Source organism: Streptococcus oralis subsp. dentisani (assembly GCF_002860905.1).
Taxonomy (GTDB): Bacteria; Bacillota; Bacilli; order Lactobacillales; family Streptococcaceae; genus Streptococcus; species Streptococcus oralis_BA.
The window spans coordinates 1-12,690 of sequence record NZ_PKIG01000001.1; the positions used below are offsets into that span (position 1 = coordinate 1).

A 12,690-nucleotide genomic window follows, 5' to 3' on the forward strand; every position below is an offset into this window, starting at 1 on the left:
TAAACTTATCAAACGAAATGCCTTTGGATTTCGGAACTTTGAAAACTTCAAAAAACGAATTTTTATCGCTCTCAATATCAAAAAAGAAAGGACAAATTTCGTCCTTTCTAGATCTTAGCTTTTCTTCAACCCACTACAGTTGACAAAGAGCCTTAATCTCCTCATAAAAGTAACTAGTTTACCTAAATCTTCAAGAATCGGCGCATGGAAATTCCTGATCCCAGTGAACCAATGAAAATTCCAATCACAAATAATAGGGCAATCATCAGAGGAGTAAATACCTCTGGCGCGATCATAGAAAGATTTTGTCCGACCAATGACTTATTGACAGATTGGTAAACCATTCGATAAACAATAAAGACCAACACTGATGGCGCAGTTGCTCCAAGCAAACCAATGAAGGCACCTTCAAGTAAGAACGGTCCACGGATATAACTGTTCTTAGCACCAACCAAGCGCATGATTTGAATTTCACGACTGCGGGAAATAATGGTGATACGAATAGTATTTGAAATCAAGAAAACTGCAATGAAAATCAAAAGTCCTGCAATAACTAATCCCCAAACACGGATAAATGATGCTAGTTGGAATAGGCGTTCTGTATTGGCACCACCATCCTGAACCTCAGACACACCTTCAATTTTTTTAGCATCTTCAGCCACAGTTTTTACATCACTTGGCGTATTTGTATCAACGATATAGGCATCATAGAGGGGATTGGCATCTCCTTCAAAAATTTTCCAGTTATCACCCATTGTCTCGGTTAATTTTTCATATTGTTCTTCTTTACTTGAAAAAGTAACACTCTTAACAGTAGACATCCCCTTCAAAGCATTGTATACCTTGTGGTAGTCATTATTTGTAACAGTTTGACCTTCTTTTTCAATAGTCTCGCTATTATCAGCTACATCCTTACGAATATAAACCATCACTCGAACATTATTTTCAATATCTGTAGCTAGTTTCGCTGTATTGAAAATAACAGAAGCAAATATGGCAACCAAGGTCAAAGTAATCATGACTGAGCTGACAGCAGCCACTGTCATCCAACCATTTCGTTTCAAACTTTTTAGTGATTCAAATAAATGGCGAAAAAATCTACTAATCATCGTATCCATACTCTCCTTTTGATTCGTCACGAACGACACGGCCATTTTCAATGGCAATGACACGGTGGCGCAAGGTATTTACAATCTGGCTATTATGAGTCGCCATCAAAATAGTTGTCCCTTGTAGGTTAATCCGTTCCAAGAGATTCATAATTTCCCATGAATTATCCGGGTCCAGGTTTCCTGTTGGTTCATCGGCTATCAATACTTTGGGATTATTTACAATGGCACGTGCAATCGCAATCCGCTGTTGCTCTCCACCTGAGAGCTCATTTGGGAAAGAACGAACCTTGTGCTTCAACCCAACCAAGTCTAAAACTTCCATCACACGTTTTTTGATATTACGGCGATTTTCCCCGATTACTTCCATAGCGTAAGCAATATTTTCATAGACCGTTTTCTTTGGCAAGAGTTTATAATCCTGAAAGACAACCCCAACACTACGACGTAGAAGCGGGACGTCTTTCTTTTTGATCTTAACCAGATTAAAACCAGCAACTGATAGGCTTCCTTTATCGATTTTTACTTCACGATATAGAGAACGAATGAAGGTTGACTTCCCTGCTCCTGAAGGTCCTACAATGTAAGCAAATTCTCCCGGTTGAACGCTAACCGAAACACCGCGTAGGGCAGTCGTTCCGTTGTCGTATTTTTTGACGACATCTCTCATTTCAATGATTGACATGTGAGTTCCTTTCTATCTTAGCTGATTCGCCACTTGAGATAAGCATCGATAAAACCATCTAGGTCTCCATCCATAACCTTATCTACCTGAGCAACTTCAAAGCTAGTTCGATGATCTTTTACCATAGTATAAGGCGTGAAGACATAAGAACGGATTTGGCTTCCCCATGTGATTTCTTTTTTCTCACCCTTGAGGGAATCTACCTCCGCAGCTTTCTTTTCTTGCTCCATTTGATAGAGCTTAGCCTGCAACATCTTCATAGCTCGATCTCTATTTCCATACTGGGTACGATCGACCGTTGATTGGACAACAATTCCAGTTGGAATGTGGGTCAGACGCACACCTGTTGAAACCTTGTTGACGTTTTGTCCACCGGCACCACCTGAACGGAAGGTATCCATCTTGATGTCATCTTCCCTGATTTCCACTTCAATGGTATCATCCAACTCAGGCATCACTTCTACAGATGTGAAAGAGGTATGGCGACGTTTGGCAGAGTCGAACGGCGAAATTCGCACCAAACGGTGAACTCCCATTTCCGACTTGAGAAGACCATAGGCATTAGGACCTTCAAATGATAAGGTTACTGACTTGATACCAGCCTCATCACCTGCTTGATAATCCAAGACTTCTACTTTAAAGCCTTTAGCATTTCCATAGCGAGTGTACATACGAAGCAACATATCACCCCAGTCCTGAGCCTCAGTACCACCGGATCCTGGATGGATTTCCAAAATCGCATTATTATGGTCATAAGGTTCTGACAAGAGCAAGGTCATCTCGTAACTGGTCATCATCTTATCAAGTTCTGATAACTGCTCAACCAGTTCCTCATGCACTGACTCGTCTTCTGCTACAAAGTCCAATAAAATTTCAACTTCATCCTGCAACTCTTCCATTTTGTGGAAGGTGTTGTAGGTGTTTTTTAATTCATTTAATTCTTGCGACGTTTTTTGGGCCGCGATATTATCGTTCCAAAAATCAGGTTCTGTCATCTTATTTTCCAAGATGGCAATCTCTTCCTCTAGACCTTCTAGGTCAAAGAGACCCCCTGAAAGAAGCTAATTTTTCACGATTTGCGTCAATTTTCTGACGAATTACTGAAATGTCCATAAATACTCCTTTTTTACATCATTTCATTATAGCATATTTTATCATTTCTTTCCATCTTTTGCTCTAATCTCTTATTACACGTAAAAAGAAGCCTTTCGGCTTCCCTTCTTACAAGACTTTTGCTGAAGTACGAGTAATTTCTTCTACTTGAATATTCTCTGATTCAAATTTTTCTTTCAAGGCTGGTAAATCAATTGAGCCATCGATTTGAACTTCGATAATCACCTTACCATCTTTACGCGGAATATTGACTGTATGAGAGATATTCAAATTTTCTTCTGCAATCAAAGAAACAATCTTTCCGAGGACACCAACTTCATCTTCTGTAACAAAGCGCACACGAATTCCTTCTTCACCATAACCAGCAATTTCAAGAAAGGCTTGGAAAACATCACGGTCCGTAATAACTCCGTATACTTGATGATTATCTACGACAGGAAGAATACCAATCTTGTTTTTCAACATCAGATAAGTTGCATCCTCTAGACTCGCATAGCCTGAAACAGTGACAACATCGCGAATCATGACATCTTTTACTTTTGTCTTATTTAGAAGATAGTTCATCTCATAGATAGAAAGGCTTGTTGCTTTTGATGGACTAGCTTGAGCAATGGTCCCCTCAGTCACCAAACCAACCAATTGATCATTTTCGATAACAGGCAAGCGGTGCAATCCTTGCTCTCTCATCAAATCTGCTGCATGAGATACTGTTGTATCTGGACTAATATAAACTACCTTGCGGGTCATAAAATCTTTAACTGCCATGAGACTTCTCCTTTTCTATTCTTATCCCTATTATACAATCTTTTTGCAAATCTATCAAACGCTTACATTTCTTTTTCAAAATTCAGAAAAGTATGAATAAGCTAGCAAAAAGAGCTCTGAAATCGAGCTCTGTGAATGAAGGTAAGATACGTTTCATTCGATTTTTTCAATTATTAGAAATTCATCTTTTAATGTAGATAAAGATTGCTTTGCAATCTCTATCCGCAACCTAAACTAGTCTCCCAGACTATGCGAAGATTGCTTACGCAATCTTCATCTGCCAACTAAAAAGGTCCCCCGGACTATAATGATGATTACTTCGTAATCCTCATCCACCGACTAAAACAATCCACTGGATTGTTTTAGCCACCTAGATATGCTTTTCTGACTTCTTCTGATGAGGCGAGTTCTTTTCCTGTTCCTGATAGAACGATTTTCCCTGTTTCCAGTACATAGCCTCGGTCAGAGATTGCGAGTGCCTTATTGGCATTTTGTTCAATCAAGAGGACGGTTGTTCCTTGCTTCTGAATATCTTGAATGATATCAAAAATCTCTTGAATAAAGATTGGGGCAAGTCCCATTGATGGTTCATCTAAGAGAAGAAGTTTTGGTGTTGACATAAGAGCGCGTCCCATGGCAAGCATTTGTTGTTCTCCTCCTGAAAGAGTGGCTGCGTCCTGGTTCTTGCGTTCTTCAAGACGTGGGAAGCGAGAAAAGACCTTCTTCAAGTTAGCTTGATTTTCTTCACGATTTTTCTTTAAGAAAGCTCCCATTTCAAGATTTTCCATAACAGTCAAGCCAGGAAAGACGTGGCGTCCTTCTGGAACTTGCGAAAGACCACCTGCCACGATTTTCTGAGCTGGCATTTTTTGGATTTCTTGACCAAAAAATTCAATCTTTCCTGAGCTTGGTCGAACCAAACCAGACAAGGTACGGAGAATGGTTGTTTTACCAGCACCATTGGCACCGATAAGGGAAACAACTTCTCCTTCATTCACTTCAAAGCTTACATCACGGACTGCTTGGATCATACCGTAATGCACAGAAAGATTATCAACTTTTAACATAGACATTAGGCTTCACCTCCTAGATAAGCTTCGATAACGCGTTTATTGGTCTTAATTTCGTCTGGAGTTCCCTGAGCAATCAAACGACCATATTCAAGTACGTAGATACGTTCTGTTACTTCCATAACCAGATTCATATCGTGTTCAATCAGCATGATCGTAATCTTAAATTCATCTTTGATACGCCGAATTAACTCAGTCAATTCGGCTGTTTCCTGTGGGTTCATACCTGCGGCTGGTTCATCCAAAAAGAGAATTTTAGGTTCCGTAGCGAGGGCACGAACAATTTCCAAACGACGTTGTTGTCCGTAGGCAAGGTTTTTAGCAAGAGTCTCTGCATCACCATCTAAATCAAAGATTTTCAACAATTCCAAAGCCTTATCCTTTAATTCATTTTCACTCTTGTAAAAAGCTGGCAAGCGTAAGAAACTAGCAAAAACATGTTGCTTGTGATGGTTGCCAAAGGCAATCAAAACATTGTCCAAAACGGTTAAATCTTTAAAGAGACGGATATTTTGGAAAGTACGTCCAAGGCCCAAAGAGGCAATCTTATAAGGTGCCTTTCCATTCAAAAGATGACCATCAAGGGTTACTGTTCCCTCACTCGGTTCATAAACACCCGTCAAGAGGTTGAAAAGAGTAGTTTTACCAGCTCCATTTGGACCGATTAGTCCAACTAATTCCCCTTCGTTCAATTCAAGAGTCACATCTCCAACAGCTGTTAGACCGCCAAAATGTTTGGTTAACTGTTTTACTTCAAGTAATGCCATTAGTTTTGTTCCTCCTTCTTAGATTTTTTAAAGAAACGTGATAGGCTCAATTCCCATGTTCCAAGGAGTCCACCTGGTCTGAAAATCATTACCAATACCAAAGCCAAAGCGTAAATAATCATACGCACACTAGCAACATCTTGGAGAAGCATATTCAAAATTCCCAAAACAATAGCTGAAACAATGGCACCTGTAATGGAACCAAGTCCACCAAAGACAACAATAATCAAAACGTTGATTGAGTTGATGAAAGTGTAATCTTTCGGTACAACTGAACCGATAAATCCTGCTTGAAGCGACCCTGCAATACTTGCAGTAATGGCACCAAAGACAAAGGCGATAATTTTAATTTTAGTCGTATTAACACCGACTGACTCTGCAGCGATTTCATCTTCACGAACGGATAGGGTTGAACGTCCAATTGGGCTTCGTAAGAAGTTCAAGGTTGCAATGGTTGTAATTACGACAAAGAAGTAAACCATTGGCCAAGTTGTAAAGTTTGGAATTCCCAAGATACCTGCCGCTCCATTTGTAAGGCTTCCGCCATTGATGATAAAGATACGGATAATTTCAGAAACACCTAGAGTCGCTACCGCAAGATAGTCCCCCTTCAAGCGCAAGGTTGGAATTCCGACAAGCAAGGCAACGGCTCCTGAAAGCAAAGCCCCTACCAGCATGGCTCCAAAGAAGGCACCGTAGGTTGGTGATTTAGAACCAATAATAGCTGCTGCGTAGGCACCAATCGCCATGAAACCAGCATGCCCAAGTGAAAATTGTCCTGAAAAACCAACGATTAAGTTGAGACCAACAGCCAAAATAATATTAATTCCAATTTGTTGTAAAATCTGTACATAGAATAGGTTGAGTACTCCGACTGAAACCAGTACACTAATCAAGCCATAGCCAGCTAACAAAAGGAGTAACCATAGAATATTAACTTTTAAATTTTCCTTCATCGTTTACACCTTCTCTTTCACATTTTTACCAAGGATACCAGCTGGGCGGACAATCAAGATCAACAACAAAATTCCATAAACAATGGCATCACGGAAGTCTGACATCCCAAAGGCTGTCGCAAAGGTTTCTAATAGACCAATTACAAATCCACCAAGCGCCGCTCCAGGAATGATTCCGATTCCACCAAGTACTGCGGCAACGAAAGACTTAAGACCTGGAGTAACACCCATCAAAGGCTCAAGAGAGTTATAATAGAGGGCAATCAGAACACCAGCCGCACCCGCAAGAGCTGAACCCAAAGCGAAGGTAAAGCTGATAGTACGGTTCACATTAATCCCCATCAATTGCGCTGCATCGCTATCTACGGATACTGCACGCATGGCTTTCCCCATCTTAGTCTTTTGAACAATAACTTGTAACAAAATCATCAAGATCAAGGAAATCGCCAAAATCATTAACTGTACATTCGTTAAGCTAATTGGCCCCAAATCATAGCGAACTGTTTGAATCGCTTGAGGGAAGGCACGAGTATTGGCACCAACCAGATAAACCATCCCATACTCCAATAGGAAAGAAACCCCAATAGCTGTAATCAAAACAGCAATACGAGTAGAGTGACGCAAAGGTCGGTAAGCAAGGAACTCAATTACGACACCTAGAATAGCTGTCGCTAGCATAGCTACAATAAGAGCTACAAAGAAATTCATTTGGAAAGAATTAATCAAGAAATAACCGATAAAGGCTCCCATCATATAAATATCACCGTGGGCGAAGTTGATGAGCTTGATAATTCCGTAAACCATGGTATATCCTAGGGCTAACAGCGCATAAACACTACCTAGAATCAAACCATTTACTAGTTGTTGGAGCATAAGATTCACTCTTTCTATTTATAATTTTGAGGCTTTCCCCTCACTTTTTGATAAGTTCTTTTACTCAATGAAAATCAAAGAGCAAACTAGGAAACTAGCTGCAGGCTGTACTTGAGTACGACAAGGCGACGTTGACGCAGTTTGAATTTGATTTTCAAAGAGTATTAAACATCGAAACAGGGAGTGAGTCCGAGGCTCATTCCCTATTTCAACATTTTTCTATTATGGTTTTACAACTTCTGCTGCCTCAACCTTACCATTGTTCATGGTCATCATGTAAGCAGTTTTGACTGTGTTGTGGTCTGCATCGAAGCTTGTTTGACCAGTTACACCTTCAAAATCTTTTGTTTTAGCAAGGTTATCCTTGATTTCACCAGAGTTCTTAGCACCTTTTGCTGCGTTTGCTACAAGGTGAACTGAGTCATAAGCCAAGGCTGCAAATGTTGAAGGCTCTTCATTGTACTTAGCACGGTATGCGTCAAGGAAGGCTTTAGCTTTAGCTGAAACTTCTACAGTAGTTGAGAAGCCTGAGATAAAGTAGATGTTTGATGCTTTTTCAGCAGTTGCTTGTTGTACAAACTCTTCACCGTTAAATCCATCACCACCAACGATTGGTTTGTCAATTCCCATACCACGCGCTTGGTTTACAATTTTACCAGCTTCAGTGTAGTAACCTGGGACGATGATAGCATCAAAGTCTTTCCCTTTCATTTTTGTAAGGGCTGCTTGGAAGTCTGTGTCACCTGCTACGAAAGTTTCATCTGCAACGATTTCACCTTTGTAAGCTTCACGGAAGGCTTTGGCAATACCTTTAGCATAGTCGCTGGCATTGTCAGTGTAAAGAACAACTTTCTTAGCTTGCAATTTTTCAGAAACATAGTTTGAGATAATTTTTCCTTGGAAGCTATCTTGGAAAGTTCCGATAAAGAGGTAATCTTGACCTTTAGTCAATCCATCTTGAGTCGCACTTGGTGAAATCAATGGAACACCTGCTTTTGTAGCGTTCGCTACCGCAGCTGCAGTTGCACCAGATGTCGCAGGTCCTACGATTGCTGATACTTTAGATTGGGTTACAAGGTTAGTTGTTACTGAAGCAGCCTCTGCTGTTTCAGACTTGTTATCTTTATCAACTACTTCGATTTGTTTTCCATCGATACCACCTGCTGCATTGATTTCATCAACGGCAAGTTGGGCACCTTTTTGTTCAGATGTACCGTAGGCTGCTACAGCACCAGTTTCCTCGAAGTTAAATCCGATTTTGATTGTCTTTTCCTCTACTGAGTTACCAGCAGCGTTTGACGCTCCAGACTTCACTTCTCCACAGGCTGCAAGAAGTGCTACACTTGCAAGCGCCACAAACGATAGGGCAAATTTTTTCTTCATCTTTTTTTGTCTCCTTATTTCTTAAATAAATAGCATGTTAAGAATATACCGAATTATCAGAAAATTGTCAACACTTTTCTTGAACTTTTTCGATGATAACGTTTTCCTCTCGATAAAGATTGCCAACAAAGGGTGTTTCCAGCTCTTGGATATGACAAACTCTGACTTTTTTTATAAACTTTTCCTTGCCCAAGCGCCCGACCAATTGCTCCACTTCTTGAGTTGGAACATAGAGTTGTAAGTAACGATGTTTCTTGGAATGATAGGTAATATCTCCATAATCCTGCAGTTTTTTGGCATCACGATTATAGTAAAGATAGATAATCAATCCAGATCGATTGACTTTTTCAAACATGATAAATCCTCTTTCTAAGAAATCTCCCTCTATTATACCAAAAAAAGCAAACTCAGTCGAGTTTGCCTTCTTTCATCATTAGTTCAATGAATTGTTAGCCATGATTTCATCAATAAAGCCATATTCAAGTGTTTCTTGGGCACTCATCCAGTTATCTCTCTCTGCATCTGCGTGAACTTTTTCGATTGACTGACCTGAATTTTCAGCCAAGATTTTTTCCAAAGTGTTACGAGTTTTAAGCAAGTGTTCTGCAGCAATCGCCATATCGGTTTGTTGAGTACCACCACCTGTACCACCCATTGGTTGGTGGATCATGTATTCAGCATTTGGAAGCATGAAACGTTTTCCTTTTGCTCCACTTGATGCAATGACCGTCCCCATAGATGCGGCCATTCCCATAACAATGGTTTGGACATCTGCCTTGATAAAGTTCATGGTATCAACGATTGCCAAACCAGCTGAAACGGAACCCCCAGGTGTGTTTACATAAAGGTAAATATCTTTTGTGCTGTCTTGGGCATCCAAGAAAAGCAATTGGGCAATAACAGAGTTAGCCATATTGTCTTCAACTGGACCTGTCAGCATAATGATGCGGTCTTTGAGAAGACGTGAATAAATATCGTAAGAACGTTCTCCACGGCTTGTTTGTTCAATAACTACAGGAATCATTTATTTCTCCTTTTGAGTTTTATTTTGTTGGTCAAATGACTGAAGATAAGACTATTATAATATCTTGGTCAAAAAAGGTCAAATTTTTGCTCTGTTTTCATTAGACAGAAACAAAAATTCAACCTCCTTTCACGACTGGAAATCCTTTTCCAAGTCAATCTCTTTTTAATTTTATTTTGTACCGAACAAGCGGTCCCCAGCATCTCCAAGACCTGGAACGATATAACCGTGTTCGTTCAAGCGTTCATCCAAGGCTGCTGTAAAGATTTCTACATCTGGATGAGCTTCTTGAAGGGCTTTAACACCTTCTGGAGCAGATACAAGGCAGACAAATTTGATATTTGATGCGCCACGTTTTTTAAGAGAATCAACAGCCAAGATTGCTGAACCACCTGTTGCCAACATTGGGTCTACCACAAAAATTTGACGTTGGTCAATATCTTCAGGCAATTTCACCAAGTACTCAACTGGTTGAAGTGTTTCTTCATCACGGTACATACCGATATGACCAACTTTAGCAGCTGGAACCAAGCTCAAGAGCCCATCAACCATCCCGATACCTGCACGCAAGATTGGAACGATGGCCAATTTCTTACCTGCCAATTGTTTTTGAACTGTTTTTGTGATTGGTGTTTCGATTTCCACATCTTCTAGTGGAAGATCACGAAGTACTTCATACCCCATCAACATTGCAATCTCATCTACTAGCTCACGAAAAGCTTTTGTAGAAGTATCTGTACGACGCAAGATTGACAATTTGTGTTGAATCAGTGGATGATTAATAACTTCAATTTTTCCCATTTTTGGAATTCCTTCTTTCACTTTATTCTTCTTATTATACCAAAAAACGGTTTAAAAATCTTTCTAAACCATTTATTTTTGATAATTTTTACATTAGATCTGCCTCTTTAAGAGCGGCCTGTACTGTCTCAAGTGGTAAATGGGTCAATTCTGTCCCTTTTTCTTGATAAAGGTATTGGGCATAATCGTCCATTCGGTACTGGTTGATATAAACCACGCGCTTACAGCCGACCTGGAGCAATTGTTTGGTACAATTCAGACAAGGGAAATGCGTCACATAGGCCGTAAAACCTTTAGGAACACCACGTTCTGCACCTTGAAGGATAGCATTGACCTCAGCGTGAAGGGTACGAACACAGTGGCCTTCAATGACCAGACATTCGTGATCAATACAATGCTCGGTTCCTGACACCGAACCATTGTAACCAGTGGAAATAACCTTATTATCCTTTACCAGAATCGCGCCCACTTTGGCACGTTTACAAGTGGAACGATTGGCAATTAGTAGGGCTTGGGCTGCAAAATACTCATCCCAGGCCAGTCTTTTTTCAGTCATATCTCTTCTCCTTTTTCTCTATTTTTTAAAAAATGGTAACCGTAAATCTGCTATCTTTTCAGCAGGTACCTTCATGCCATCCTTGATCCATTTTAGAAGGACAGAGACGATAGCCGAGCTCCAAAAAGAATGAAGATAAGAGCTGACACCTTTTGATTTTCCATGGTATTTTTCTAGAAATTCCTGCATGGCTTGGACAAAGATTTTTTCCAGATGGTAATCTAAGGCAAGTTGAATCACTCTGGCTTCCTTTCTTGCTTCTCGGAAAAGATGAACCCATACCAGATAAAGGTCTGTCTTTAAATCATAATGATGCAACTGTTCCATAATATTGTGGACAGTTCGTTTAAAGACGCTTTCTAAAATCTCCTCTTTGGAATCATAATTGCGATAAAAGGCCGCACGTGAAACGCCTGCACGTTTGACCAATTCAGAAATACTAATCTTGGTCAAGTCCTTTTTTTCCAAGAGCTGCAAGAGGGCTGTTTCTATGGCTTCTCTAGTTAATAAATTGGATTCTTGGTTTGATTTTCTGAGATTTTCAAGAGACTTTTCAGAGATTCTACGTTCAGACATAACATTTTCTTTCTACTTGTCACAACAGACGGATGAGGCTTTTGTTTCAAGGGCTTTCATGATATAATTGTAAAAAAAGACAGAACCTTTGTCAATGTATAACTGACAAAGATGGAGAATTTCTATGACTTGGAAGATTATTGCTGACTCTGGTTGTGATTATCGTCAGCTGGCAACACCAGCTATTGACACGACCTTTGTAAGTGTCCCCTTAACCATTCAAGTAGCTGATCAGGTCTTTGTTGATGATGCCAGTCTTGACATTGACCAAATGATGGAAACCATGTATGCAACTGCAGAAGCTTCAAAATCAGCTTGTCCAAGCCCAGATGATTATTTGCAAGCATTTGAAGGTGCCAAAAACATTTTCCTAGTAACTATCACAGGTACTCTTTCTGGCAGTCACAATAGTGCTCAACTAGCTAAGAATATTTATCTGGAAGAACATCCTGACACTAAGATTCATGTGATTGATAGTTTGTCTGCTGGCGGGGAGGTTGACTTGCTCGTAGAAAAATTGAATGATTTGATTGACCAAGGCTTATCATTTGAAGAAGTAGTTGAAGCTATCACCGCCTATCAAGAAAAAACCAAGTTGCTCTTTGTCCTAGCCAAAGTCGATAACTTGGTGAAGAACGGTCGTTTGAGCAAGCTTATCGGTACAGTCGTTGGCCTTCTCAATATCCGTATGGTTGGAGAAGCTAGTGAAACTGGAACCCTCGAATTGCTACAAAAAGCACGAGGACCAAAGAAATCGATTCAGGCAGCCTATGAAGAGTTAGTGAAAGCAGGATATGCTGGTGGCCGTATTGTCATGGCCCAACGCAATAACGAGAAATGTTGCCAACAGCTTTCAGACCGAATCCGTGAAAATTTCCCACAAGCCAACATCAAAATTCTCCCAACATCTGGTCTCTGCAGTTTTTATGCAGAAGATGGTGGTTTGCTGATGGGATATGAAATTGATTAATTGCATTCTTGACAAGAGGTAACTTCATCTCTTGTTTTTTTG

General features: G+C 40.2%; 15 protein-coding genes. 1 reads left to right on the plus strand and 14 read right to left on the minus strand.

Going from position 1 to position 12,690, the window contains the following annotated elements; genetic code table 11:
* Positions 1-182: 182 nt before the first annotated feature.
* From ftsX to CYK16_RS00080, 14 genes are all read right to left on the minus strand, one after another.
* Positions 183-1,109, minus strand: a complete 927-nt coding sequence (ftsX, locus tag CYK16_RS00010) for a permease-like cell division protein FtsX (RefSeq protein ID WP_000625550.1) — start codon at positions 1,107-1,109, stop codon at positions 183-185.
* Positions 1,102-1,794, minus strand: a complete 693-nt coding sequence (ftsE, locus tag CYK16_RS00015; protein WP_000022265.1) for a cell division ATP-binding protein FtsE — start codon at positions 1,792-1,794, stop codon at positions 1,102-1,104. The genes ftsX and ftsE overlap by 8 nt, the downstream gene beginning before the upstream one ends.
* 17 nt (positions 1,795-1,811) lie before the next feature.
* Positions 1,812-2,907 (minus strand): peptide chain release factor 2 gene (gene prfB, locus CYK16_RS00020; protein ID WP_101776453.1). Its coding sequence is split into 2 segments (ribosomal slippage): positions 1,812-2,834 and positions 2,836-2,907, totalling 1,095 coding nucleotides; the frame shifts between segments, so codons are not numbered across the junction.
* Positions 2,908-3,015: 108 nt separating this feature from the next.
* Positions 3,016-3,672 carry a CBS domain-containing protein gene (locus tag CYK16_RS00025; RefSeq protein ID WP_000268660.1) on the minus strand — a complete coding sequence of 219 codons (657 nt, stop codon included), beginning with the start codon at positions 3,670-3,672 and terminating at the stop codon, positions 3,016-3,018.
* A gap of 362 nt (positions 3,673-4,034) precedes the next feature.
* The gene (locus CYK16_RS00030; RefSeq protein ID WP_101776454.1) at positions 4,035-4,745 is read right to left on the minus strand and encodes an ABC transporter ATP-binding protein; all 711 of its coding nucleotides are present in this window, start codon (positions 4,743-4,745) and stop codon (positions 4,035-4,037) included.
* Entirely contained in the window at positions 4,745-5,509 is a 765-nt protein-coding gene (locus CYK16_RS00035) for an ABC transporter ATP-binding protein (RefSeq protein ID WP_101776455.1), read from the minus strand. The genes CYK16_RS00030 and CYK16_RS00035 overlap by 1 nt, the downstream gene beginning before the upstream one ends.
* Positions 5,509-6,465, minus strand: coding sequence for a branched-chain amino acid ABC transporter permease (locus CYK16_RS00040; protein ID WP_101776456.1), 957 nt, complete (start codon positions 6,463-6,465; stop codon positions 5,509-5,511). Before CYK16_RS00040 ends, CYK16_RS00035 begins: the two co-directional genes overlap by 1 nt.
* A gap of 3 nt (positions 6,466-6,468) precedes the next feature.
* Entirely contained in the window at positions 6,469-7,338 is an 870-nt protein-coding gene (locus tag CYK16_RS00045) for a branched-chain amino acid ABC transporter permease (RefSeq protein ID WP_000941421.1), read from the minus strand.
* A 222-nt stretch (positions 7,339-7,560) separates the two neighbouring features.
* Positions 7,561-8,721: an ABC transporter substrate-binding protein gene (locus CYK16_RS00050; protein WP_000726119.1), complete on the minus strand. Its 1,161-nt coding sequence runs from the start codon at positions 8,719-8,721 to the stop codon at positions 7,561-7,563.
* Positions 8,722-8,788: 67 nt separating this feature from the next.
* Entirely contained in the window at positions 8,789-9,076 is a 288-nt protein-coding gene (locus tag CYK16_RS00055; RefSeq protein WP_050234905.1) for a YlbG family protein, read from the minus strand.
* A 78-nt stretch (positions 9,077-9,154) separates the two neighbouring features.
* On the minus strand, positions 9,155-9,745 hold the full coding sequence (clpP, locus tag CYK16_RS00065; RefSeq protein ID WP_000613475.1) for an ATP-dependent Clp protease proteolytic subunit ClpP: 591 nt from the start codon (positions 9,743-9,745) through the stop codon (positions 9,155-9,157).
* Positions 9,746-9,916: 171 nt separating this feature from the next.
* A complete protein-coding gene (gene upp / locus CYK16_RS00070; protein WP_000515974.1) occupies positions 9,917-10,546 on the minus strand; it encodes a uracil phosphoribosyltransferase in 630 nt (209 codons plus the stop codon).
* Between the two features lie 88 nt (positions 10,547-10,634).
* Complete coding sequence (locus CYK16_RS00075; protein ID WP_000136973.1) at positions 10,635-11,102, minus strand: deoxycytidylate deaminase; 468 nt, start codon at positions 11,100-11,102, stop codon at positions 10,635-10,637.
* A gap of 18 nt (positions 11,103-11,120) precedes the next feature.
* Positions 11,121-11,678 carry a TetR/AcrR family transcriptional regulator gene (locus CYK16_RS00080; RefSeq protein WP_000004136.1) on the minus strand — a complete coding sequence of 186 codons (558 nt, stop codon included), beginning with the start codon at positions 11,676-11,678 and terminating at the stop codon, positions 11,121-11,123.
* A gap of 124 nt (positions 11,679-11,802) precedes the next feature.
* Between CYK16_RS00080 and CYK16_RS00085 the strand changes: the two genes are divergently transcribed.
* Positions 11,803-12,648, plus strand: coding sequence for a DegV family protein (locus CYK16_RS00085; RefSeq protein ID WP_101776457.1), 846 nt, complete (start codon positions 11,803-11,805; stop codon positions 12,646-12,648).
* Positions 12,649-12,690 lie beyond the last annotated feature (42 nt).